Raw genomic sequence first — 23291 nt, 5'->3', positions numbered from 1 at the left:
AAATCCCTATGAACACTCTCGCTGGCTACCTCCGGCAGGCAGGCACGGCCCTTCGGTTCTTGCTCTTCGCCACCCTGGTCCTCGGCCTTGCGTACCCGCTCGCCGTCTTCGGAACCGGACAACTGATCGCCCCTTACCAGGCCAACGGCTCCATCCTCAAAGACAGCGCCGGCGCCCCGGCCGCGTCCGCCCTGATTGTCCAGGCCGCGGCCAACGATTCCGGTGTCCAGGACCCCCGCTGGTTCCACGCCCGCCCTTCGGCTGCGAAGTGGGATCCGGCGTCGTCCTCGCCGTCCAACCTGGGCCCCAACGATTCGAAACTGCTCGAGGCCGTGACCGCCAACCGGTCCGCCGTCGCCGCGGCTGAAGGCGTGGATCCGGCAACGGTGCCCGCCGACGCCGTGACCGCCAGCGGTTCCGGACTGGACCCGGACATTTCACCCGAGTACGCCAGGGTTCAGACGGCGCGGGTGGCGGCAGCGAACGGCCTGGGCGCCGACGCCGTTGCCTCCCTGGTGGAGCAGCACACCAGCAGTGGGTTAGTCGCGTTTCTCGGCCGGCCGTCGGTCAACGTGACTGCCCTCAACCTCGCCGTGGCGGCGGCCGCACGGCCGTCGCAGCCGGCACAATCCAAGTGAGAGAATGACGGCATGGCACGTGGAACGCTGCGGATCTTCCTGGGCGCCGCGCCGGGTGTGGGCAAGACCTACGAGATGCTCGAAGAAGCCCACCGGCTCGGCAAGCGCGGCGAGGACGTCGTCGTCGCGTTCGCCATGGACCACGGCCGCAGCGAGACGCGGGCGCTGCTGGAGGGACTCGAAGTCATCCCGCCCAGGAGGCTGCCCTACCGGGACACGGAGTTTGAGGAGATGGATCTTGACGCGGTCCTGGTCCGGGCGCCAGGGGCCGCGGTTGTGGACGAATACGCCCATTCCAATGTCCCGGGCAGCCGGAATCCCAAGCGTTGGCAGGACGTTGCCGTGCTCCTCGACGCCGGCATCAATGTTCTCTCCACGGTCAACATCCAGCATCTGGCGTCCTTGGGGGACGTCGTCAGCGCCATCACCGACGTCCGCCAGGCGGAGACGGTGCCGGACGACGTTGTCCGCCGAGCGGATCAGATCCACCTCGTGGACATCTCCCCCGAGCTGCTCCGCCAGCGCCTGGGCGACGGCAAGATCTACGCGGCCGACAAGATCGACGCGGCCCTCTCGAACTACTTCCGGCTGGGCAACCTCACGGCGCTGCGCGAACTTGCCTTGCTGTGGCTGGCCGACCGGGTGGACGAGGGCCTCGCCAAGTACCGGGCCGAACAGGGCATCGATGAAAGCTGGCCAGCCCGGGAGCGGATCGTCGTCGGGCTGACCGGCGGCCCGGAAGGGGAAGTCCTGATCCGCCGGGGGGCCCGCATCCTCAACCGGGTCAACGGCGGGGACCTGCTGGCGGTCCACGTCCGTGCCGCTGACGGCGTTGCCGGCGAATCCCCCCAGGCGCTTGAGGCCCAGCGCCATCTCATCCTGGACCTGGGCGGCAGCTACCACATCGTGACCGGGGAGGATCCGGCCGCCGCCCTGCTGGACTTCGCCCGCAGCGTCAACGCGACCCAAATCGTCGTTGGCATCTCCCGGCACAAGAAGATCGCCGGGCTGATCGGAAACCTCCTCGGCGGCGGAGTAGGCACCCGGGTAGTCCGCGATTCAGGCGACATCGATGTCCATATGGTCTCCCACCCCCTCGGCGGCCGCGGAACCCGCCCGTCACGGCAGCGCGACTTGGGCCGGGTCCGGGTCGCCGTCGGGTTCGGCTTTGCGGTGCTGCTCCCGGTGGTCCTGCAACTCTTGCTGTCGCTCCTGAACCCGGAGCGGAACGTGGCCGCGGCCATGCTGGTCCAGCTCACCGGTTCAGTGGCGGTGGCGCTGATCGGCGGATTGTGGCCGGCCATCCTGGCCGCACTGTGGAGCAGCCTTCTGGTGAACTACTTTTCAACCCCGCCGTTGGGCAACCTCACCATCAGCGATCCCCAGAACTTCCTGGCCCTGCTGGTGTTTGTGGGCGTCTCAGCCGCCGTTGCCGTTGTGGTGGACCTATCGGCCCGCCGCTCCAAAGAGGCCGCGCGGGCCCGCGCCGAAGCCACGACGCTCGGTGACCTGACGCGCAGTGCCGTCGGCTCGGATGACACGGTTCAGGCATTGCTGGAGCAAGCCCTGAGCGTCTTCCAGGTGCGCGGTGCTGCTGTTTTCAGCCTTGGCTACGGCCTCGCGGACGGCGACAGCGGCGCAGGACCAGACCGGCGATGGCAACTTCAGGCCGCCGTGGGAGAAATTCCGGCCCTGCCCGCCGGCGCGCCAGGGGACGATGCCACCGGCGACAACGTCGAAGAAATCGACGCTTCCACGCGCCTGGTGCTCTTCGGACGGATTCTGCCGGCCAGCGACCGACGTCTCCTCGGCGCGTTCGGTGTTCATCTGGCGGCCCAGCTGGAACGCCAGCAGTTGGTGACCAGCCGGCGGGAGATGCTGCGATTGGCCGAAAGCAACACGATGCGGACCTCCATCCTCCGCGCAGTCTCCCACGACTTGCGCACCCCCTTGGCCGGGATCAAGCTTGCCGTCGGCGGGCTGCGCCACGACGACGTCCATTACACCAAGGAAGAGGAACACGAACTGCTGGCAACGATCGAGGAGTGTTCGGACCGGTTGGACGCGCTGGTGGGCAATCTGCTGGACATGTCCCGGATCACCTCGGATGCCGTCAATCCCCTGCTCAAACCCGTGCGGTGGTACGAGGTCATACCGGGTTCCCTGAGCGCCGTCACCGCGGGCCGGGTGCGCGTGGACCTGCCTCCGAACATGCCGGAGGTCGATGCCGACCCCGGCATGCTGGAACGGGTGATTGCGAACATCGTCGAGAATGCCGTGAAATACGCTCCAGATTCGGACATCGTCCTTGTTGGGGCGGCTGGCGGCCTCAGCCCTGCGACTCTCGAAGGGCGCCCTGCCGGGGAGCTTCGGGTCATCGATCACGGCCGGGGAATCCCGGCGGAGAGCGTCCTGGAAATGTTCCGGCCCTTCCAGCGGCTCGACGACACCCCGCAAACCACCGGGATCGGGCTCGGGCTTGCGGTGGCGAAGGGGTTCACGGATGCCATGGGTGGCAGCCTGACCGCAGAAGCCACACCGGGCGGAGGGCTGACGATGATTATCCGGCTTCCGTTGTCCACGGGAACCCCATATGACGGGCACCGCGCCCAGGCCCCGTTCGAGCCCCGGTCGCTGGTGGCGCGCCGCGGTCATGCGCTGCCCCTTACGTCCGGACCGGACACCGCATGACGGCCGTCCTGGTCGTCGACGACGACCCGCACCTGTTGCGGGCCCTGCGCATTACCCTGCAGGCCCACGGCTACACCGTCACCACCGCCGTGGACGGGACCTCGGCGCTGCTGGCCGCCACCCAGAACCCGCTCTCACTCATCATCCTGGACCTCGGCCTGCCTGACATTGACGGGACCCGTGTCCTCAAGGAGCTGCGCGGGTTCAGCAGCGCGCCGGTCCTGGTGCTCTCCGCCAGGCACGGCTCCGAAGACAAAGTCGAGGCTCTCGACGCCGGCGCGGATGACTACATCACCAAACCGTTCGGCCTCGACGAGCTCCTGGCCCGGCTCCGGGCGCTGCTGCGCCGCAGCGTCGAACCGGAGCGCGAAACAGTGGTCAGGACCGATGCCTTCACCGTGGACTTGGCCAAGCACCGGGTGACCAGGGACGGCGCGGACGTCCGACTGACCCCCACGGAATGGAAGATTCTGGAGGTTCTGGTCCGCAATCCGGAAAAGCTCATCACCCAGCAGCAGCTGCTCTCCAGGGTCTGGGGTCCGGCCTACGCCAAGGAGACCAACTACCTCCGGGTTTACATGGCGCAGCTGCGGCGCAAGCTGGAGCCGGATACCGCCAGCCCGCGCCATCTGCTCACCGAGGCCGGCATCGGCTACAGGTTCATGCCCTGATGGTTTTCCGATGCCGCCGCCTGCAATGGATACTGGGGCAATGACTAATCGCAGCCCGCTGAACAGGGACGATGCCGGTCCGTCGCCACTGCCTGAGATTCCGGCGCAGCTGCGGGCTGTCCTGAACGGAATCCCGGCACTCGTGGGCTATTGGGACACGGGACTCCGCAACCGCCTGGCCAACGACGCCTACTGCGAGTGGTTCGGTTTCGCACCCCAGCAGCTTCACGGCATGCATGTCCGGGACGTGCTCGGCGAGACCGTCCTGAAGGCCAACCTGCCGCACATCGAGGGGGCGCTCGCCGGGAAGCGGCAGCAGTTCGACCGGACCCTGGTGGATGCCGCGGGCCAGTCCCGCTTCACCGAGGTGACCTACACCCCCGATACCCAGGACGGCGCGGTGCAGGGCTTCTTCGTCCTGGTCACGGACATCACCGAGCGTGTCCTGGCCGACCGGCGCCGGCAGCGGGACATGGACCGGTACCGCGCCCTGGCGCGGAGCGTCCCCGGCGTCTTCGTCCTCCTCTTCGACGCCGAGCTGCGCTACCTGATCGCCGAAGGCCAGGAGCTGGAGACCTTCGGCTACCGCAGGGAAGAGCTCGAAGGCCAGCGCATCCAGGACGTGCTCAAGGGCAATCTCGCCAGCGAGCTCGAGCCGCGCTATCTCGCGGCCCTCGCCGGCCGCGAGGTGTCCTGGAGCCGGCAGATCGGCCACCGCACCTACCGGCTGAACGCCGGGCCGGTCTACTCCGACGACGAGGCCGCGGCCGGCATGGTGGTGGCGGTTGATATCACCGAGCGCCTGCAGCAACAAAAGGTTTGGGAGGCTTTGCACGAGATAGCCACCGAAGTTGCCCGCAACGCGGCCCCCGCTGCCATCTCTGAGCGGGTCGCCGCGATTGTCCGCGACCTGTTCAACGTCGATTCCGCCGCCGTCGTCCGTTTCACGGGCGCGTCGTCGGCGGAAATCGTCGCCATGGCGCCGACGCTGCCGCCGACGCTGAGCCGGCGGCAGATCTTCGCCCCGACGGACGAGTCGGCCACTGTCCGGGTGGCCGTGACCGGCAAGCCGGCCCTGGTTCGCTACCGGGCGGAAGGTGGACCGGCAGCGGAGCAGATGCGCGCCGGCGGCTTCCAGTCCGCGGCGGCGGCGCCGATCCGGGTCGGCGGCAGCCTGTGGGGCGCCGTGAGCCTGACGTCGAAGTCGCGCACCGGGGTTACGGAGGCGATGATGGAGCGGCTGGCCCAGTTCGCGGAGCTCGTCGAGATCGCCATCGGCAACACGGAGGCCCGGACCGACCTCGAACAGCAGGCCACTACCGATGCCCTCAGTGGCTTGCCCAACCGGCGGGCCCTGGAACGGCACCTCGCCGAGCATGTTGAGCTGGCCCTGAGCCGCGGGACAAGCCTGAGTGCCGTCGTCCTGGATATCGACCACTTCAAGAGGGTCAACGACACCCACGGCCACCTGACGGGCGACGTGGTCCTGGCGGAGGTCGCGGCCAGGCTCCGGGCGGTCGCCCGCGCCGAGGAGATCGTGGCCCGGTTCGGCGGCGAGGAGTTCGTGTGGCTGCTCCCGGCGACGGACGGCGCCGAGGCCCTGCGCGCCGCCGAACGCGCCCGCAAGGCCATCGCGTCCGAACCGTTCGGGGAAGTGGGTTTCCTGACGATCTCTGCCGGAGTCTGCGAGCACAGTGACGCCGCGGCCGGCTCGCTCCTGGACTGCGCGGACCGGGCCCTGTACGAGGCCAAGAACGGCGGCCGCAACCGCACGTCCCGCTACGGCCACGCCAGCCCGGCGGTTCAGCCTGCCCCGGCCGGGCAGGCACGGAACAGCCCGGCACAGAACGGGCAGGCACGGAACGGCCAGGCGCGGGACGGCGCTGGCACACTCGGAGCCTAGACGAAAGCGGACTTTCCCGTCACGGCCCGCGCCACGATCAGTGAATTGATTTCGTAGCTGCCCTCATAGGTATAGAGAATCTCGGCGTCGCCGAAGAGCTTGCCCATCTCATAGTCGCTGCTGATGCCGTTGCCGCCCATGAGGGACCGTCCCATCGCCACCGAGGCACGCGCCAGCCGCGTGGTGGTCGCTTTGGCCATGGCGGCCTGGACCATCTCGAGCTTGCCCTCTTCCTGGATGCGCGCGAGCTGGGCCATCAGGGCCAGGGAGGCGGTCGCGTTGCCCAGGATCTCGGCGAGCTGCTGCTGGATGAGCTGAAAGCGGGCGAGTTCCTTGCCGAACTGGCGGCGCTTCAGCGAATAGGCGCGCGCGACGTCGAACGCGGCCAGCTGGATGCCGGCACCCTGCCAGCCCACCCAGGCCCGCGAATCGCGCAGGAGCTCGTTGGCCTTGGAGAAGCTGGTGGCGCCGGGCAGCAGGTTGGCCGCCGGGATCCGGACCTCGTCGAGGACGATGTCCGCGTTCTGCATGATGCGCAGGCCGATTTTGTTGGCGATCTTCGTTGCGGTGTAGCCCGGACGGTCCGTCTCCACGATGAAGCCCTTGATGTGCTGGTCAGCGACGTCCCGGGCCCAAACAAGGGCGAAGTCCGCGATGGTGCCGGCGCCGATCCAACGCTTGGCGCCGTTGAGGACCCACTCATCGCCGTCCAGCCGCGCGGTGGTTTCCAGGCCGCCGGCGATGTCCGAGCCGTGGTCCGGCTCTGTCAGGGCGAACGCCCCGAGCTGGGTGAACGCGGTGAGGCCAGGGAGCCAGCGCGCCTTCTGTTCCTCCGAGCCGAGCTCGTCGATCATGCCGACGATCAGCTCGTTGTGGATCCCGACGAGCGCCGAGAGGGACACGTCGGCGCGCGCCACCTCGACATACATGAGCCCCTTGAAGAGCTTGGACGTGCCGTCCGTCTGCAGCCCGCCCAAACCGTATTTGCCGAGTTCGGCGAGCAGCCCGAAGGGAAACTCCTCGCGGTTCCAGTAGTCGATTGATGCGGCCCGGATCCGGGACTGCAGGAATTCCCGGACCTCCTGGTAGCGGAGCTGTTCGTCCGGCGGCAGCAGGTCCACGATGTACATGAGGTCGGCGTCGGGAAACGGCGGCTCCGCCGCGGCTTCGGGGGCGGCGCCCGCAGTAGCGGATTCGGCTGTGTCTGATCCCGCTCTGTCTTCGGCTCTGTTTTCGGCTCTGTCTTCCGCTCTGTTTTCGGCTGGCGCCGACGGTCCGCTGGCACGTCCTTGTGGCTGCACGGGCACGTATCCCTTCGTCATGCAACGCCTGCAGAGCAGCGTCGCCCTTCCAAACCCTTGGATGTCCTAGTATATTGCACAGTGACGGGGATCACTAGGCAGGCACCGTGCCGGGCCGGTGGATCCCAGGCAACGGCGCCGTGCCACCGACCGCCCGGAACGGCAGCGCCAGAGGACTTCGAAAGGTGCAACATGACCGTGACTGAGGAATTCCGGGCCGCGCGAGACCGGCTGCTTGCCCTGCGCGGGGACTACGACGGCGCCCGCAACGAATTCCAGTGGCCCCGCTTTGAGGAGTTCAACTTCGCACTGGACTGGTTCGACCAGCTCGCCGCGGACCCGGCCAAGGCGGACAAGCCTGCGCTGGTGATCGTTGAACAGGACGGGTCCGCGACCCGGCGCAGCTTCGCTGACCTCTCCCGGCGCTCGTCCCAGGTGGCCAACTGGCTGCGCGGGGCAGGTGTGCGGCGCGGGGACCGGATGATCATCATGCTCGGCAACCAGGTGGAGCTCTGGGAACTGATGCTGGCCGGCATCAAGCTGGGGATCGTCATGATTCCCACCACCACACTGATGGGACCGGCCGACCTTCAGGACCGGGTGGAACGCGGCGGTGCGGCCTGGGCCGCCGTCGGCAGTGCCAACATCGCGAAGTTCGCCGACGTCGCCGGCCAGTACACGCTGATTGAAGTTGGCGCCAGCGCCGGGGACCCCGCCGCTGCCCAGGCCAATGCCCTGCAGTACTACGGGGCAGATGCTGCCGCGGCCGGTGCGGATTTCGCCCCGGACGCCCCCACCCCGGCCGACGAGACGCTCCTGCTGTACTTCACCTCGGGCACCACGTCCAAGGCCAAACTCGTCGAACACACGCACACCTCCTACCCGGTGGGACATCTGTCCACGATGTTCTGGATCGGTATGGAACCGGGCGACGTGCACCTCAACGTGGCCTCGCCGGGCTGGGCCAAGCATGCTTGGTCCAATGTGTTCACCCCCTGGATCGCCGAGGCGTGCGTGTTCATTTATAACTACGAACGCTTCGACGCCAGGGCGCTCATGGAGCAGATGGACCGCGAATCCGTGACCAGCTTCTGCGCCCCGCCGACGGTCTGGCGGATGCTGATCCAGGCCGATCTCACACTGCTCAAGAATCCGCCCACCAAGGTGGTGTCCGCCGGCGAACCGCTCAACGCCGAGGTGATCGACCAGGTCCACCGCGCATGGGGGCAAACCATCCGGGACGGCTTCGGCCAAACCGAATCCACCGTGCAGATCGCGAACACGCCGGGCCAGCCGATCAAGATCGGCGCCATGGGCAAGCCGCTGCCCGGCTACGACGTCGTGCTTGTGGACCCCGCCACGGGTGAGGAGGCCGACGACGGCGAGCTCTGCCTGCGCCTCGACCCCCGCCCCGTGGGGCTCATGAAGGCGTACTACGGCGACCCGGACAAGACGGCGGAGGCTTTCCGTGACGGCTACTACCACACGGGGGACATGGCGAGCCGGGACGAGCGCGGCATCATCACGTATGTGGGCCGCGGCGACGACGTCTTCAAGTCCTCCGACTACCGGCTGTCCCCGTTCGAACTGGAGAGCGTGCTGATTGAGCACCCCGCAGTGGCGGAGGCCGCCGTCGTCCCCTCCCCTGACCCGCTCAAGCTGTCAGTGCCGAAGGCGTTTGTGGTCCTGGCCGCTGGCCACCAGCCGGGCCCCGAGCTGGCCGAAGACATCCTGCGGTACTGCCGGGAGCACCTGGCGCCGTTCAAAAGGATCCGCCGGCTGGAGTTTGCCGAGCTCCCCAAGACGATCTCCGGCAAGATCAGGCGCGTGGAGCTGCGGCACAGCGAGGAAGTGCGCCACGGCGGCGGCCCCGTCCCGGAAGGCCTCGGCATCGAGTACTCCGACTCCGATTTCCCCGGGCTCAAGGGGCAGGGCTGAACATGGGAACACCGCTGCCGCGAGATCCGATTGCCGACGCCCGGCTGAACTGGGAGCGCCACGGCTGGTCCGACGTCGCCGCCCCGATGGCCGCCATCACCGCCATCATGCGGACCCAGCAGATCCTGCTCGGCCGGATCGAGGCGGTGCTCAAGCCGTTCGGGCTCACGTTTGCCCGGTACGAGCTGCTCGCGTTGCTCAGCTTCGCCCGCAGCGGGGCGCTGCCCATGAACAAGGCGAGCGCGCTGCTGCAGGTCCATCCCACCTCCGTGACCAACGCTGTGGACCGGCTCCAGGAGGCCGGGCTGGTGATCCGCTCGCCGCACCCCACGGACGGCCGCACCACCCTGATCGAGCTCACCCCGGAAGGCCGCACCCTGGCCAAACGGGCGACGGCGGTGCTGAACTCCGAGGTCTTTGGCCAGTCCGGCTTCGCGGACCAGGACGTGGACCAGCTGATCCGGATCCTGGGCACATTCCGCCGGAACGCCGGTGATTTCAGCGGCTGACGCCCGGGTGCCGGGCGATCGGGAGCGTTCCTTCGGCGGTATTCCTTCTGCCTGCCCGGCGTCAGCTTGAGACGAACCGGCGTTCGAGGATCTGCCCGGGCCATTCCTTGACCTTGATCGTTTCGGTGCGCCGGTAGCCGGCGGATTCGTAGAAGCGGACCAGGTCGCCCTGGCCTCCCCCATAGCAGTCAACCCGCAGGAGCGGCACACCCAAGCGCTTGGTCTCGTCATCCGCCAGCCAGGCGACAGCCTCGTCGAATAACGCCAGAACGGCATACGACTGGCCCCGCCATGAGGACTGTGACTCAGAGCGTGAGCACACCCTCGGGGTGTGGATCCACACCCAGCGGTACAAAAACCGCCGCAATGAACTGGACCCCGTGAAGGTCAAACTCCTGGACGCTGCCGCTCCCGGTTGGCAGGCCGGGAGGACCGGGGGCCGCCCGCGCCGGCGGTGATCTGGAAGGCCGCGCTTCCCGGGAGGCGAGCGGCCAGGACGTCACGCCGGCTAGTACCCTTAGAGTGGTTCTCCAGTCCCCCCAGCTTGGAGAACCGGGAGCCTCCGCGCTTGAGTCCCTGGATTCGCGCGGAGGCTTTCCTCATACTCCCGACCAAGACCGCGCTCAAAGTGCCATCAAGGGCCGGGCCGGCGCACGTCAGGCGGCCGGCACGGCGCCGCGGACTCCCGCGGCCGGCCGGCCGGGAAGCGGCGTGACCTTTTCCGGGCCCTGGTGTGAGATGAGTTGAGGACCGGCAGGTGCCTCGAGCACGGCGAGCGGGAGTTCGCGGTGGACCAGGTAATCGCACGCGGCCGGGCCGGTCATCCTCAGGCCCGGGCACCTGCGTCCACGGTATTCAATGTGGACATCGGCTGCGCGCAAACCTGCTCTGAACGCCCTGCCACTAACTGGTGCAAACCCTCCAAGCCCGCACCAGCTCAGATACAAGCCATACAGTTCCTCCACGCTGAGACCGCCGTCCGGATCCGGTGCGACGCACTCAGTGAGGAAATCTTCCAGTGGTGTCTTCGTCATCGTGGCCTCCTGCATCCTGGCGGCAAAGCCGCTCAAATGAAACAGCAACAGCATGAATGTGAAGCATGACCAACCCAGAAACACTAAAAAATCTAGAAGCACCAATCCCCACTGTCAACCAGATTTTCCGGAGCGAGCCAGGCCTGCCCGCACGGAGCCGTGGGGCAGTCCACAACCCTGAAGGAGAGCCGCAGCAAGGCCCGCAGGGGTTGTGCCCACTGGGGTCAGGTGGAGCCCTCCGCGCAGCTCAGGCTGTCCCCATTGGCGTGCAACCCGTTGATTGTCGGAGCCCTCCCCCATACTGAATCCAGCGGCTGAGAAGTATCGGTAATCCGTTGAGTAGCTTCTCAACGAATAGCCTCCGAATTCGCCCGGTTAGCGGTCCTCGGCGTCACCCAGAGCTGGTAGCGGACTACCTCCCGCCGGAAGATGAACCAGATCCCCGCCAACAGCAGCATCCCAACTCCAAGGTCCACACTGTTTCCCGTTCCCGTTGAATCGATCCCTGTCCCGGGTACCAATACGATGTATAGGCCAACGGAACCCAGGAGCGCGCACACTGCGAGACTTAGCTGCCGGTGCCGGGGACGCCAATTGGTGTGGCCCCACCGCAAGGAGGAGCGCTCCGCTAGAACCCGCCTGCCACAGCCAATGCCAAGAGCGATGCGCCGGACAGGACCAGCAGGGGTTCGTGCATGGAATCCTCTTCGAAGATACTGAGGCCAGACTACAAGTGGCCGACAACGGTTCTGAACGCTGGGACGGCGAGAAGCCCAGGGTAAAGATTCCTCCGGGGCGGACGGTCCGGCCCCCGCAGGGTCAGTTTTTCAGGTTGAGCTTTCCGCGGGCGATGCTGTCGGCGGAGTGGGCGGGATCCCCGTTGTACGGCTGATTGGAGATGTCGACGATGGGGTACTGGGCCAGGTCGATGCCGGCAGGGATGGTGAAGTTGCCGGATTCGTTGGCGAGGACGCCGAGGCTGACCATTTTGGTCAGGTCGGCGGAACCGACCCACACTCCCCGGAATCCGGTGATGTGGTCGTTGGAGAGCCGGATCATCAGTTGGCGGGTTCCATCCGGGAGTTGCTCCACCCGCGCGTCTCCGCTGCCGGTGTGCGCGGGCAGGGGGGACAGGGACGTTTGGGCGAGGACAATGGATGCTGGAGCCGTCTGGGTGGAGGAAGGGGACGGCGTGCCGGTGTGTCCGATGACTCCGGCGGCGACCCATCCGGCAGCCGTGCCGAGAATGATGCCGGCCGCGGCCGCCATCATCCAGAGTCCGGGACGGGCGGCCCGGTTTTTGGCGCTGGGCCGAATGGGAGCCGGTGCCGACGCTGTCTTGCTGCCATGGTTCAGGGGCGCTTGCGCCGTGGCCGGGTCGATGGCCGACCGCTCCGGAGGTGCACCGCGCGGTACGGAGTGCTGGTTCAGGGGATCCGTCGCCAGCGCCGGGGAGAGCCCGAGGGCCTGATGGATGGCGGTCCAGTTCTGGCTGCCGGGTTTTTCGAGTTCAACGCCTCCCGGGTCGAGGGTGGCAATGTGCACGGCGTGCCGCAGCCCTCGCAGGGTATCGCTGCACGTGGGGCAGCCGGCGAGGTGGGCGGCGTCGGCGTCTGTGCCTACGGGCTCGCCCAGGGCCAGCAGACTGAGAAGGTCCGCGTCAAGGTGTTCCATGTTCCACCTCCAGGCGGGTGCGCAAACGGGCGAGGCTGCGCCGGATGTGGCTTTTGACGGTGCCGAGCGGCAGGTTGAGGCGCGATGAGATTTGGTCGTGGGTCAGGTCTTCATAGAATGCCAGCCGCATTATTGCTTGCTGTGGGTCCCCTAATTTTTCCAGTTCTTCGTCCAGGGTTAGGCGGTCGGCGACCTCGTCGACGTCCCCCGCATCTGGCTGGGCGGCGGGGTCAACGACCAGGAGCGTGGCCGCTTGTTCGAGATGACGCTGGCGGGCGCGGGCGGACAACGCGTCGGAGATGGCATTGCGCGTGATCCCGATCAGCCAGGCTGGCAGCCGTGCCGCCTCAGGCCGGTAAGTGGTCCGTGATTTCCAAGCGCGGATGAAGACCTCCTGGGTGACGTCGTCGGCAGCGGCACGCTCTCCTAGGGATCTCAGCGCCAGCGTGTAGACCAGCGGACCAAACCGTCGGTATGCCTCCGCGAGGGCGCGTTCGTCGCCGCCGACAAATGCGCGATCGAGACCGGGGTCCCAGTCATGCGTTGCGGCAGCCTCCATCGGGCGCTCCTTTGAGCGATAAGCGGCCCTGTTGACCCACATTATGCCGCTAACGCGGGAGCTCCGCCACGGTCGAATGGCGGCGGTGGTCCGGGACGTCATTTCGCACGCCTGCCGGTGGGGCCGCAGTCGAAGCGGTCCCGCCGGGCAAGAGGACGTGATGGCGGCACGAGCCCTAGGAGCCTACTCGTCGTCGCACTCGTCTCCTTGCGAGGCGGAGTCCACAACCTGTACGGCGACTTTGAGGTTCTTGGCGGCGAGGCTGCCCCAGGCGTAGACGATAGTGTTTTTCCCCTCGGTGATCCGGACGTTGGCCGGGCCGATCAGCGGGGACGTGGTTCCGGCCGCTGCGACCGACGCGGAGACAGTACCGGCCTTAAGGGTGAGGGTCTTTTGATGCGGGTTGGTGAGTTCTTTGACGACGGCGGTCCTTCCGGCGAGGACGTCGACGGCCGGGGCGGCGGCAACGTGCCGGACGGTCAGCTTGCCCTTTCCATCCGGGCTGGTCGAGGTGTCATTGGTGAAAAGTGTGGCCGTCGGTTTGCCGTTGGCGGCCAGGTGCGCGACCGCGGTGTAGTCCTGGCCTGCTTCCAGGTCGACCGTGACGGGGCCAATGACGGGGTTGGCCGCGCTGGTGGCGTTCGCCCCGGTGATGGCAATCTTGTGGTCTCCGTCGGGGACGTTCAACGGCCCGGCCACCTTCCCCGGCGTGAAGTTGTCCAGGGCGCGCTTGCCGTCGACCCAGACGTCCACGGTCAGGCCCGGGACGCCATGGAGGACGGACAGTTTCGCTGTGCCTTCGTCGTGGTGGTGCCAGGTGCCGGCCTGGGCGGGGGCAGCCAGGGTCAGTGCTGCCAGCAGCGTCATCGCTCCGGCGGCTGCAGTAAGTGTCTTGCGCATTTCCAACTCCTCATAAGGTGCCCGCATGGGGGCGGTGGTTGTGCTTACACCCTTACTACCGGCCAAAGCCCGTACCCGGATGCACCCGCATGGAAGTTTTTTAACGGACCGGCTGCCTGGCGCAGGGGTATGGTTCCGCGGTCCACAGCGTAACCGCTGATTTACCACGCGGGGGCACCCTGCCCGCGTCCGCTTCTACGATCGGACCTTGCATCGCACGCGGCGCGGAGGGTGCGGGCCGTCAGGATGGGGGAATTTGGGTGGAGGAGGCGGTGCCAGCGGTGTTCTAGTTGCTTGATGCGACGAAATCCGGCCCAGTTGGGGCCGGTTTGATCAGCTAGCCGATGCCACGCAGGGTGTGGAACTTGGGGGGCCGGCGGCGTTGGTCTTCCGCCGGAGATAGGAGATGTAGAGCTCGACGTTGTTGCCGCGCCGGTCGGGGTTTTCCGGGCCAGACGTGGTTCACGATTTCGGCCTTGCGCACGACGTTCCCGGGTATTCCATCAGCAGCTCCTTCTCCCCCACCATGTTCTTTTGCCTGCTGGCGGAGCATCGCGGAGCTGTGCCCGACGGAGCCCGCGCAACCCGAAGGGCAAGCACCTGATGGATTGCGGGGAGGAAATAAGCGCAGCGCCGACCACAACGCATCCGGTGCGCGGTCGTCCGCAGGACGGTTGCGCCCGTGTAGCGGGCACGTATGATCCAACGGACAGCAGCAAAAAGAATGAAAATGCTTGTGCTGTCCGAGCGCAGCGAGGCCCGTTTTGCCCTTGATGGGATCCGGGACGGCCTGGGGGTGATTCCCGGCGAGATCGTTCCGGATTCCTGGTCCTGGACGATATGAACCCGGGGTTCCAGTCCTACGTCAGCGAGCACCACAGTTCATATCGTCTAGGCCAGCGGGAGCTGAAGATGTCGTTCTGAACGGAGCCCACCGAGACGGGGTGGACGGTAGTCACATGCGTGACGTTCACGAACGAGAGTCGACCAGTCTTCTTCGACATCATTTACACCTATGCAACGTGGGCCCGCAGGGTTCCACAGGTATTACTCAGCGCGTACAGACAAAAGGTTGATTCTAGCTGGGCATCAAACGCCACTTGGTAATCGGTCCGCCGGGGGCTGGGCCAGAGAGAAGCCGGAACGGATGAGCCGAAATACCTTCAAAATTCTGGGGCTGGACAGCGCGGCGCGACCCGCGGCGCTGATTCTCGCTGCGACCCTCGCGGTCGCCGCCACGGCCTGTGAGCCCACCCCGCCAGGAGGCGGGCCATCGCCGGGGCAGGACAAGACAACGGCCGCCCCCGGAACTCCTGCGACAACCCCCTCTGCAGAACCCACACAGGCCCAGGGGAAGCCCGGCCACGTCTTCGTGATCAACCTGGAGAACCACGATTACAACGATGTCTGGGGTGCTGGTTCGGCGGCCCCTTACTTGTCGAAGACCCTGCGCGCCGAGGGTGTGCTGCTCTCCCGTTACTACGGGATAGACCACAATTCCCTCCCGGACTACCTGGCCCAGATTTCGGGGCAGGGCTCGAACGCCATGACGCGCGCCGATTGCCCGGTGTATGCCGGGTTCAAACAAACCGGAACATCCGAACTTAGCCAGGTGCAGGGTACCGGCTGTGTGTACCCGGCCTCGGTTCCGACGCTTGCAGGCCAGCTCAGTTCCGCCGGCAAGACCTGGAAAGGCTACATGGAGGACATGGGCACTCCCTGCCAGCATCCCGAGCCCGGCTCTAAGGACGATCACCACAAGGCGAAGGAGGGCGACCAATACGCAACGCGCCACAACCCGTTCGTGTATTTTGAGGAAATAACATCGTCCCCGGACTGCCAGAAAAACGTGGTGGATTACACCCACTTCGCCGATGACCTGAAGTCCACGGACGCGACACCGAACCTTTCCTTCATCACACCCAACCTGTGCAATGACGGGCACGACAGCCCCTGCGTCGACGGGAACCCGGGCGGTCTCGAAAGCGCCGACGGCTGGCTGCAGCAGCAGGTTCCGGCCATCCTCGACTCCCCGGCCTACAAACAGGACGGGATGCTGGTGATCACCTTCGACGAAACCGAAGCCAAGACCTCCGGCCCGTCGGGCATCCCCGGGGGCACGGCCGGCGGCCGGGTCGGGGCGCTGGTGATCTCGCCGTTCACCAAGGGGGGCACGACGTCGGACAGGATGTACAACCACTACAGCCTGCTTGCCAGCATCGAGGACATCTTTTCAGTACCCAGGCTCGGCTACGCAGGCGCGCCGGGGCTGAACAGCTTCGGCCCGGACGTCTTCAACGCCCTGTAATCGCCCGTGGCACCGAATCTCCAAGCATCGCCGCTCCCCCGACCCGGGGCTCCCACACGGCAAGAAAAACCGCAGCTTCAGAACCTACTGTTGCGTTGTGGCACAGCAGCCCAGTCAGGGGCACGCCACAACGTCATTCAACCTCAGAATGACGAAGCGCACCCCAGAGACCGGCTCCACCTTCCTTAAAGATGGAGCCGGCCTGAGCGGCCCACCGAGAAACGCGCGGAGCGATGCCCTGCAGATAGCGATCGACTTCGCTCAACGGCAGCACGGGCTCTCAATGAAGGTGCTGAATTGGGTCCGCACATGCAGCGAAGTAGGACGTTTGTCTCCCGGAGAGGCCCACAAAAGGTATCCCCCAGGCTCCAGCGAGGATTCGGCTGCTGACCTACTCACCGCCACGCCTGCTGTGACTTTGCAGACGTCCGGCGCGCGCAAGCTACGCGGACTGATTGTATCCGCGCGCCGCCCGAGTCTGTACCTAGGACGCGTGCTGGCTTCGTGAGTCCAAGTAAGCAGCCCTTGTGCGCTCCGATGGCCCAGCGCGTCAGCTTAGGACCGGGGGCGAGGACCCCTAATACCCGGGCATTTTGTGCCGCCGCCGGCTGTAACCCTGCGGCTGATGTTGTCCGTAAGGGGGAGCCAATCCATTCGCTCTGGTCGGGGCAACTTTCCGTGTCAGGTGCGGTCCATTCTGCTCGAGCCTCGGTGTGGAGCGCTCCGGTCGTCGTGGTTCTGCTGTTCCCTCCCGGCGGCGTCGGCGTGCTGTTCGCGGAGTTCGCGGCCGCGGCGGATATCCTCTTCTTCGCGGGCTTGAATCTTGTCGCTTTGTTTGGTGTCGCGGGGCGGCAGCTGGATGGTCTTTTCGGCTTCGATGCCGGACTGGAGCTGGCGGCCGCGTTCCGTTTCGGCGTCGAACTCGGCACCGAACAACAGGGACATGTTCAGTATCCAGAGCCACAGCAGCGAGATGATCACGCCGCCGATAGTGCCGTAGGTCTGGTTGTAACTGCTGAAGTTGCCTACGTAGAACCCGAAGGCCACGGAGGCGAGCAGGAAGATCACTAAGGCCATCAGGGACCCGATGCTCATCCAGCGGAACTTGGGCTGCTTCACGTTAGGCGTGGCGTAGTAAAGGATGGCGATCACGACGATAACCAGGAGCAGCACCACGGGCCATTTCGCAATGTCCCAGACGGTCACGAAGGCCCCGCCGAGGCCGACCGCGTTCCCGACGGATTCTGCCACGGGGCCGGTCAGGACCAGCATGAGGGCGAGGAGGGCGACAATCAGCACGGTGACGACGGTGACACCGAGCATGGTGCTCCGGAGTTTGATGAAGGGCCTGCCTTCGTCAACTTCGTAGATCCGGTTCATTGCCCGGCCAAACGCGCCCACGTAGCCCGAGGCGGACCAGAGCGCGACGAGAATGCCAATGAGCAGCGTAAATCCGGCCGAGGAGGAACTGGTGAGCTGCTCGAGGGGCGCCCGGACGGCGTTCACCGACTCGGCAGGGGCGAAGCGCTGAACGATCTCGAGCAGCGTTGCAGTGGTCTTCTCGGCTTGCCCGAAGATGCCAAGCAGGGACACGAAGGCCAACAGGGCAGGAAAAAACGAGAGTACCGCGTAGTAGGTCAGGGCCGCGGCGAGGTCGGGGCACTGGTCCTTGGTGAACTCCCGCAGGGTCTTCTTGGCGATGTACCGCCACGAGTGTTTGGTGACATCGGCGGGGCTGTCGGGCTTGCGGGGATCGTCGGGGGCGGGCGCCGTGCGGGCTTTGGCCGTGCTGCTCTCCCCTGTCTCGGCGTCGGTGGCGGTGCCATCTTCTGCATTGGAAAGGTTCTTGGCCATGGAAATTTTCCTTCGTGAAGTTAAGTGCAGAGGCCGGCCGCCCAGCGCATCAGCGGGGGCAGCCGGCCGGATCCTGATCAGAGCCCTTAGGCCTGCTGCACGTTGTCCTTGGCCTCGGTGGCCCGGTCCTTGACGTCCGCCACGGCACCCTGGCCTTCGGCCTTGACATGATCGGTGGCGTCGACGGCGGTGGCTTTGACGTTCTCCACGGCCTCCTGGGCCGGTTCCTTCAGCCCTTCGGCCACGTGCTTCGCCGCCTCGGTCAGTTCCGTGGTGAGCGGCTCCGCGGCCGTCTTAAGAGCATCCGCGGCCTCGCGCTCCTTCTGGCTGGCCGGGATCAGGGCAGAGACCAGCAGCCCGGCGCCGAACGCGATCAGACCTGCCGCCAGCGGGTTGCCCTGCGTCCTGGCCTTGACCTGCGCAGGGGCGTCGCCGACGTGCGTACCGGTACTGGCCGTGGCCGAGTGCACGTTGCCGGCAGTGTGGTCCGCTGCGCCCATGACTTTCTCCTTTACTCCAAAGACGGCGTCCTTGACGTTCTCTTTGACTTTGTCAGTTTGCCGCTGGACGATGTGCGACGGTGTGACCTTGTCCGCTACGGCATCGACGTTGGTACCCAGCCGGGCACGGGTTGCTTCGATATCTGCTCGGATGACATCCGGGTTTTCACTCATCGTGTTTCCTCGCTGAATCTAGGTGTTGGGTTTGAGCGTGGGCGGGATTTCCTGCAACGTCTCAGTGGTCTGGGGCATCCCCTTGACCGCCTTGAGTTCCTTGCGTCCGGTCGAGGACAGGATCGCGGCAACGGCGCCCCAGATCACGGCGAGAACCACGGCGGACCAGGCAGGCCCAATGACGTAGCCCAGAGCCCACCAGAGCGCCAGGGACAGGAACAGGAGCACGAAATGTCCAGCGACGGCGGCGCCCGCCAGCATCCCCGCACCCTTACCGGCCCGCTCGGCCGACTGCTTGAGCTCGACCTTGGCCAGCTCGACTTCCTGCCGCATCAGCGTGGACATGTCCCGTGTGACATCACCCAGGAGATCGCCGAGGGAGGCGGATTCCGCTTTCGCCTGTGCGGCTGTGGGAGGTGGCTCCGGCATCTGGCTGCTCACAGCTGACCACCCTCCCGGTCCGGAAAGGGAACGTTGTCCCGAATGGATCCGTCGGCTGCTGTACCCGGCGGCAGGGTGTGGGCCGAAACGGGACCCGCTGTGCCGGGGAGGGCCGGTTCGTCGAAGAAGCGGTCACCGGAGCCGGCGGCTATGACGGTTTCCTGGTGGGCGGGGGGCGTTGCCGGGGTCGAGAGACGAGCGGGTTTCGACGCCGCCTGCTGCGTGTCCGGGGCTCCGGCTTGCAGGTTTCGTCCCAGCCGGCCGGCGAGCAATCCGGCGCCGGCTGCGACCAGGAGGAATGTCCCCGGCCGCTGCCGTGCGAACGACTTCACTTCCTCCAGCAGGGATCCGGGATCCCGGTTTTCAAGCCAGGAAGCCACGGACTGTGACCGTTCGGCGGCCTGACGGATGAGGTCAGCCGCGACGCCGGGCTCCTCGGATGCGTCTGCCATGGTGTGCAGCTGCGAAGAGAGGGTGCGGATTCCCTTGGCGGCTTTCTGTTGCTGCGCGCCTGCCTGATCCGTCAGGTCTGCCTTTGCCTGGTAAAGGAGATCCTTGGCGTTTGTCTTCGCCTCTGCCGCGACATTGGCAGCCTCGGCCTGGGCGGTTTCGGCCACGTTCTTCGCTCTCCCTGCAGCGTGTCCCGCCACTGCGGCGGCTTCATCCTTTGCTGCTTCTTTCGTGGAGGGAGAGCTTTCCACTCCACCGGAGGGCGCTGCCACGGTATGCGCATACTCGCCCGTGGGCGGCTCTGGAGTGGCCTGGGTCCATTGATTCTCTGTCATCGTTGCTCTCTTTCAGGAAGGGCCCGCCGGCGAATGTGGAACGCGCGGCACCGGATGAATTAGGCCAGATGAATTAGTAAGCACGGCTACCAATTAGATAGTAAGCATACTTTCCGTTTGTTGCGCAAGAGGTGCCGGTCGGAACAAGAAAAAATAGTAAGTAGGCTTGCCAAACGGTTACTAAGCATGCTTATGGTGGGGTCCTGCAGCGTTCCACCCGAAGGTGCTGCAGTCCCAAACCGCATCACAGATCCAAGGAGACATTCATGCTCGCCAAGGAACATATCGATGACCTGCTTCGGCGCAACGGAAGCGTCCTGTCCACTGACGGGGACAAGATCGGGTCCATCGGCCAGGTTTACGCGGACGACGACAACGGCCAGCCCACGTGGGTCACGGCCAAGACCGGATTGTTTGGCACGTCCGAATCCTTCGTCCCGCTGGAAGGAGCCCGTACCGAAGGCGGCGACCTCGTCGTCCCGTACACCAAGGACCAGGTCAAGGATGCGCCCCGGGTGGACACCGACGGGCACCTTGAACGCGCCGAAGAGGACCGGCTCTATGCCCACTACGGCATCGGCGACGGGAACCGGACGTACACCGATGCGGCAGCCGGTCGGGACGGGGACTACCGCGACGCAGACTACGCGGACACCCGCGGGGGCGCCGTGGGGCGCGACACCTCGGGACCCACCACCGACGATGCCATGACCCGTTCGGAGGAACGCCTGAACGTCGGCACCGAACGGCAGGCTGCCGGACGGGTGCGGCTGCGCAAGTACGTCACCACTGAAAATGTCACCCAGACCGTTCCCGTGGAGCGTGAAGAGGTCCGCCTCGAACGTGAGCCCATCACGGACGCCAACCGCGGGTCGGCGCTGTCCGGCCCGGACATCAGCGAGGAAGAACACGAGGTCGTCCTCCACGAGGAACGCCCCGTTGTTGAGAAGGAAACCGTCCCGGTCGAACGGGTCCGTCTCAATACGGAAACCGTGACCGACGAAGTAACCGTCGATGAGGACATCCGCAAGGAACGGATCGAAACCGACGGCGACGACGGCACGCGCCGATAGCGGTCGTGGGCGGGCCAGGGGTACGGCTAACGCCGGACCCCTGGCCTGCCCCTTCTGGTTGATCCTCGTCCCGCTCACGGAAGGCCGTAATCGATGCCCCTCGACCCCCAGGTCAACGCCCGGGACGGCTACCTGCTCCTCTCTACGGCGGCGCGCCTGGTTCAGCGCCGCCTCGATGAGGCACTTGCCCCGCTGGGCCTGACCCGGGCCGCAGTCATCGCCCTCCAAGCCGTATCACCCCACCCCATGAACCAAGAACAGCTCGCCGCGAAGGTCCAGGTTCAAAGCCAGACCCTGGGCCGCGTGCTTGCCCGTCTGGAGGCGGGAGGCCTGATCACGAGGACACGAAACCCCCATGACCGGCGGCAATTCCAGGTAGAGATAACTGACGCCGGGGAAGCGGCACTCAAAGCAGCCCTCGAGGCTGAAAGCGCCGCCGTCTCGCCAGACTTCGACGGATGGGAAAACCTTCTCGAACAACTCTCCCGGTTCGTGAACACCTTCCAAGATCCCCGACAAGCGCAGGGTCCGCCCCGCAACTGACACGACACACTGTCAGGTGGGACGCCCTCACGGGTCCATGCCGGGAGAAACCACGGCGCCCGCTCCTCCGATTTCCCGATTGATCCATGGGGCCCGGGGCAGGGCTTGTTCGTGGGCTTCGGGGTCCAGGAACGGAGCCGGAGGCCTACGGATCTACCTCCCGCCCGCGGGGCACATCTGGGTGCTGCACCCGGCCTCACGGCCTACGACGAACCGGTACGACAGACACGGAAAACAGATTATTCTGCGCAACAACGCGTTCAGGAAAGCCGTCAGCCACGGCGAAGGAATTCATCTACGGCACCCAGCCCTTCCTGCTGCAGCCCCCGTGCCAGCTCACCGAACTGGATGGCCAATTCGGCGCTGACGCGGATGGCCAAGGACCCTGCCTCGACGCGCCCTGCGAGGAACGGGTGATCCGTGCTCAGTCTGCTCACCGGGCGGAAGAAAATCGATTCTGACGTCGCTTCGGGAGAGTTCCCCCCGCCACGTCGATGTCCTGCAAAACTCCACCGCACCTTTTAATAGGACACCCCCGCTGATCCATGCTGTCCAGCCGTAGTGCTAGACCCATGGCCCGGTGCCTTCTTCACCCCCGGTTGACGCCGTTTCGTCTGCACACATATGAACTCGAAGCAGCGGAGCCTCAGGCCGCGCGGCCGCAATAACCAACTGGCGGGAGGGGAAGCAGGGGGCCCGAGACCGGCTTAGTCCGTCTTGCGTGTTTCGGCCTAAACGCCCGGTCCGCGGCCTTCACACCGACTCGGCTCGACCACCAGACACTAGGTCGGGCCCAAAAGCCCCTCGTGAACCGGGCTGAGTGCGCGTAGTTTTAATAGCGTCCGGCACGGTTCACCCGGGGAGTGAGCCTAGTAGAAGTGGGCCCGGCAGATCACTTAAGGGAGGATGCGTGATGGGCAGCGCAAGCGGTCCTGATGATGCGCGACGGTTCGACGCAGACTGGGACGGCACTCCTGAACCCCTGGATCAAACGGAAAGTCGCGCTTCTGACCACAGTACTGACGCCCTCTACGAAGAGACGGACCGTGTTTTCCCCGATGGGGAGAACGACGGGTACTTCGATGAAACAGGCAGTCCGGTCGACGGCATGTTGCCGGAAGACCCGGCCACCGCTGTCCGTGAAACCGTGGTCGCCCGAGAAGAGGAGCGGTTCGGCGGCATCAAGATCGGCTCGGCCTTCTTCGGCTGGCTGGTCTCGACCGCAATGGCTGTTTTGCTAGTTGCTCTGGTTACGGCGGCCGGCAGGGCCGGTATTTTGCCCGTCACGGACCCGCTCGCCCGAGCTGGCCAGAAATCGTCAGATGACATGACCGGTATGTTCATACTTCTGTCGCTCCAGTTCCTCGCCTATTTTTCGGGTGGATACGTGGCAGGACGGATGGCGCGTTTCAACGGCGTCGGCCAGGGGCTCATGGTCTGGCTGTGGGGCGTCATCGGATCCGGTGCGGGGGCCCTGCTGGCGTTAATGGGACAATTCAATGTCCTGACCACGATCAACAGTTTCCTTCGCCTACCACTGGTCGAGGGGCCGCTGAGTCTAGATGGCGTCATTGCGGCCATCGCGGTGGCCGCCATAGCCCTGATAGGCGCCGTGCTGGGCGGACTCACCGGGGTTCACTACCACCGGAAAGTGGACCGTGTGGGCTTTACTCCGACAGAGGAGTACTACCAGCCCTAGGACGCACCTTTCCCGTGCGGTACCAGGACTGGCGAGTTTGAGCAGTCACTGCTGGCTCCCGCTCTGAGCCTGCCCTGCTGGAACGGCATTCCTCCC

The 23291-nt window shown here is 65.8% G+C and carries 21 protein-coding genes; 10 read left to right on the top strand and 11 right to left on the bottom strand.

Translation table 11 applies throughout. The features are described from left to right. Positions 1–8: 8 nt before the first annotated feature. The 4 genes from kdpC to ARTB_RS15840 are packed head-to-tail and all read left to right on the top strand — an operon-like array spanning position 9 to position 5903. Entirely contained in the window at positions 9–638 is a 630-nt protein-coding gene (gene kdpC, locus ARTB_RS15855) for a K(+)-transporting ATPase subunit C (RefSeq protein ID WP_243181418.1), read from the top strand. 12 nt (positions 639–650) lie between these two features. Then, positions 651–3329, top strand: a complete 2679-nt coding sequence (locus ARTB_RS15850; protein WP_243181417.1) for a DUF4118 domain-containing protein — start codon at positions 651–653, stop codon at positions 3327–3329. Continuing rightward, on the top strand, positions 3326–4000 hold the full coding sequence (locus ARTB_RS15845; protein ID WP_243181416.1) for a response regulator: 675 nt from the start codon (positions 3326–3328) through the stop codon (positions 3998–4000). The genes ARTB_RS15850 and ARTB_RS15845 overlap by 4 nt, the downstream gene beginning before the upstream one ends. A 40-nt stretch (positions 4001–4040) precedes the next feature. After that, positions 4041–5903 carry a sensor domain-containing diguanylate cyclase gene (locus tag ARTB_RS15840; protein WP_243181415.1) on the top strand — a complete coding sequence of 621 codons (1863 nt, stop codon included), beginning with the start codon at positions 4041–4043 and terminating at the stop codon, positions 5901–5903. Here the strand turns inward: ARTB_RS15840 and ARTB_RS15835 are convergent. After that, positions 5900–7033 (bottom strand): acyl-CoA dehydrogenase family protein, encoded by a 1134-nt coding sequence (locus ARTB_RS15835; protein WP_243181414.1) that lies wholly within the window; start codon positions 7031–7033, stop codon positions 5900–5902. The two genes, ARTB_RS15840 and ARTB_RS15835, sit on opposite strands and share 4 nt — an antisense overlap. Positions 7034–7396: 363 nt before the next feature. Between ARTB_RS15835 and ARTB_RS15830 the strand changes: the two genes are divergently transcribed. Both ARTB_RS15830 and ARTB_RS15825 read left to right on the top strand, forming a co-directional pair. Further along, positions 7397–9142: an AMP-binding protein gene (locus ARTB_RS15830; RefSeq protein WP_243181413.1), complete on the top strand. Its 1746-nt coding sequence runs from the start codon at positions 7397–7399 to the stop codon at positions 9140–9142. Positions 9143–9144: 2 nt separating this feature from the next. Further along, positions 9145–9651 (top strand): MarR family winged helix-turn-helix transcriptional regulator, encoded by a 507-nt coding sequence (locus ARTB_RS15825; protein WP_028277447.1) that lies wholly within the window; start codon positions 9145–9147, stop codon positions 9649–9651. A gap of 61 nt (positions 9652–9712) precedes the next feature. Here ARTB_RS15825 and ARTB_RS15820 read toward each other — a convergent pair whose 3' ends face one another. The 5 genes from ARTB_RS15820 to ARTB_RS15800 form a co-directional block, all read right to left on the bottom strand. Next, entirely contained in the window at positions 9713–9973 is a 261-nt protein-coding gene (locus tag ARTB_RS15820; protein ID WP_243181412.1) for a hypothetical protein, read from the bottom strand. A gap of 334 nt (positions 9974–10307) precedes the next feature. Continuing rightward, positions 10308–10685 (bottom strand): hypothetical protein, encoded by a 378-nt coding sequence (locus ARTB_RS15815; RefSeq protein ID WP_243181411.1) that lies wholly within the window; start codon positions 10683–10685, stop codon positions 10308–10310. Positions 10686–11504: 819 nt separating this feature from the next. After that, positions 11505–12359, bottom strand: coding sequence for an anti-sigma factor (locus tag ARTB_RS15810; protein WP_243181410.1), 855 nt, complete (start codon positions 12357–12359; stop codon positions 11505–11507). Beyond that, on the bottom strand, positions 12346–12918 hold the full coding sequence (locus ARTB_RS15805) for an RNA polymerase sigma factor (RefSeq protein WP_243181409.1): 573 nt from the start codon (positions 12916–12918) through the stop codon (positions 12346–12348). Before ARTB_RS15805 ends, ARTB_RS15810 begins: the two co-directional genes overlap by 14 nt. A 183-nt stretch (positions 12919–13101) precedes the next feature. Beyond that, a complete protein-coding gene (locus tag ARTB_RS15800; RefSeq protein WP_243181408.1) occupies positions 13102–13818 on the bottom strand; it encodes a DUF4397 domain-containing protein in 717 nt (238 codons plus the stop codon). A 1147-nt stretch (positions 13819–14965) separates the two neighbouring features. Between ARTB_RS15800 and ARTB_RS15795 the strand changes: the two genes are divergently transcribed. Continuing rightward, entirely contained in the window at positions 14966–16126 is a 1161-nt protein-coding gene (locus tag ARTB_RS15795) for an alkaline phosphatase family protein (protein ID WP_243181407.1), read from the top strand. Positions 16127–16807: 681 nt separating this feature from the next. Here ARTB_RS15795 and ARTB_RS15790 read toward each other — a convergent pair. The 4 genes from ARTB_RS15790 to ARTB_RS15775 all read right to left on the bottom strand — a co-directional run bounded on the left by ARTB_RS15790 (position 16808) and on the right by ARTB_RS15775 (position 19880). Then, positions 16808–17980, bottom strand: a complete 1173-nt coding sequence (locus tag ARTB_RS15790; RefSeq protein ID WP_243181406.1) for a YihY/virulence factor BrkB family protein — start codon at positions 17978–17980, stop codon at positions 16808–16810. Positions 17981–18066: 86 nt separating this feature from the next. Continuing rightward, positions 18067–18654 carry a DUF3618 domain-containing protein gene (locus ARTB_RS15785; protein WP_243181405.1) on the bottom strand — a complete coding sequence of 196 codons (588 nt, stop codon included), beginning with the start codon at positions 18652–18654 and terminating at the stop codon, positions 18067–18069. An 18-nt stretch (positions 18655–18672) separates the two neighbouring features. After that, positions 18673–19083: a phage holin family protein gene (locus tag ARTB_RS15780; RefSeq protein ID WP_279294346.1), complete on the bottom strand. Its 411-nt coding sequence runs from the start codon at positions 19081–19083 to the stop codon at positions 18673–18675. An 8-nt stretch (positions 19084–19091) separates the two neighbouring features. Next, positions 19092–19880 carry a hypothetical protein gene (locus tag ARTB_RS15775; protein ID WP_243181403.1) on the bottom strand — a complete coding sequence of 263 codons (789 nt, stop codon included), beginning with the start codon at positions 19878–19880 and terminating at the stop codon, positions 19092–19094. A 266-nt stretch (positions 19881–20146) separates the two neighbouring features. On the opposite strand from ARTB_RS15775, the gene ARTB_RS15770 reads away from it, so the two are divergent. Next, entirely contained in the window at positions 20147–20953 is an 807-nt protein-coding gene (locus tag ARTB_RS15770; RefSeq protein WP_243181402.1) for a DUF2382 domain-containing protein, read from the top strand. A gap of 93 nt (positions 20954–21046) precedes the next feature. Further along, positions 21047–21496: a MarR family winged helix-turn-helix transcriptional regulator gene (locus ARTB_RS15765; RefSeq protein WP_243181401.1), complete on the top strand. Its 450-nt coding sequence runs from the start codon at positions 21047–21049 to the stop codon at positions 21494–21496. 272 nt (positions 21497–21768) lie between these two features. On the opposite strand, the gene ARTB_RS15760 is transcribed toward ARTB_RS15765, so the two are convergent. Further along, positions 21769–21933, bottom strand: a complete 165-nt coding sequence (locus tag ARTB_RS15760; RefSeq protein WP_243181400.1) for a hypothetical protein — start codon at positions 21931–21933, stop codon at positions 21769–21771. A 476-nt stretch (positions 21934–22409) separates the two neighbouring features. Between ARTB_RS15760 and ARTB_RS15755 the strand changes: the two genes are divergently transcribed. After that, positions 22410–23195 (top strand): hypothetical protein, encoded by a 786-nt coding sequence (locus ARTB_RS15755; protein ID WP_243181399.1) that lies wholly within the window; start codon positions 22410–22412, stop codon positions 23193–23195. Positions 23196–23291: the final 96 nt, after the last annotated feature.

This window comes from Arthrobacter humicola (assembly GCF_022803015.1).
In the GTDB taxonomy this organism is placed as follows: domain Bacteria; phylum Actinomycetota; class Actinomycetes; order Actinomycetales; family Micrococcaceae; genus Arthrobacter; species Arthrobacter humicola_A.
Note: the sequence above shows the minus strand (reverse complement) of the source record. Positions and strands in the feature narration are given on the sequence as shown.

Coding starts and splice junctions, on each gene's coding strand:
- kdpC (WP_243181418.1), top strand. CDS start 9: ATGAACACTCTCGCTGGCTACCTCCGGCAGGCAGGCACGGCCCTTCGG.
- ARTB_RS15850 (WP_243181417.1), top strand. CDS start 651: ATGGCACGTGGAACGCTGCGGATCTTCCTGGGCGCCGCGCCGGGTGTG.
- ARTB_RS15845 (WP_243181416.1), top strand. CDS start 3,326: ATGACGGCCGTCCTGGTCGTCGACGACGACCCGCACCTGTTGCGGGCC.
- ARTB_RS15840 (WP_243181415.1), top strand. CDS start 4,041: ATGACTAATCGCAGCCCGCTGAACAGGGACGATGCCGGTCCGTCGCCA.
- ARTB_RS15835 (WP_243181414.1), bottom strand. CDS start 7,033: ATGTACATCGTGGACCTGCTGCCGCCGGACGAACAGCTCCGCTACCAG.
- ARTB_RS15830 (WP_243181413.1), top strand. CDS start 7,397: ATGACCGTGACTGAGGAATTCCGGGCCGCGCGAGACCGGCTGCTTGCC.
- ARTB_RS15825 (WP_028277447.1), top strand. CDS start 9,145: ATGGGAACACCGCTGCCGCGAGATCCGATTGCCGACGCCCGGCTGAAC.
- ARTB_RS15815 (WP_243181411.1), bottom strand. CDS start 10,685: ATGACGAAGACACCACTGGAAGATTTCCTCACTGAGTGCGTCGCACCG.
- ARTB_RS15810 (WP_243181410.1), bottom strand. CDS start 12,359: ATGGAACACCTTGACGCGGACCTTCTCAGTCTGCTGGCCCTGGGCGAG.
- ARTB_RS15805 (WP_243181409.1), bottom strand. CDS start 12,918: ATGGAGGCTGCCGCAACGCATGACTGGGACCCCGGTCTCGATCGCGCA.
- ARTB_RS15800 (WP_243181408.1), bottom strand. CDS start 13,818: ATGCGCAAGACACTTACTGCAGCCGCCGGAGCGATGACGCTGCTGGCA.
- ARTB_RS15795 (WP_243181407.1), top strand. CDS start 14,966: ATGAGCCGAAATACCTTCAAAATTCTGGGGCTGGACAGCGCGGCGCGA.
- ARTB_RS15790 (WP_243181406.1), bottom strand. CDS start 17,980: ATGGCCAAGAACCTTTCCAATGCAGAAGATGGCACCGCCACCGACGCC.
- ARTB_RS15785 (WP_243181405.1), bottom strand. CDS start 18,654: ATGAGTGAAAACCCGGATGTCATCCGAGCAGATATCGAAGCAACCCGT.
- ARTB_RS15780 (WP_279294346.1), bottom strand. CDS start 19,083: ATGCCGGAGCCACCTCCCACAGCCGCACAGGCGAAAGCGGAATCCGCC.
- ARTB_RS15775 (WP_243181403.1), bottom strand. CDS start 19,880: ATGACAGAGAATCAATGGACCCAGGCCACTCCAGAGCCGCCCACGGGC.
- ARTB_RS15770 (WP_243181402.1), top strand. CDS start 20,147: ATGCTCGCCAAGGAACATATCGATGACCTGCTTCGGCGCAACGGAAGC.
- ARTB_RS15765 (WP_243181401.1), top strand. CDS start 21,047: ATGCCCCTCGACCCCCAGGTCAACGCCCGGGACGGCTACCTGCTCCTC.
- ARTB_RS15755 (WP_243181399.1), top strand. CDS start 22,410: ATGGGCAGCGCAAGCGGTCCTGATGATGCGCGACGGTTCGACGCAGAC.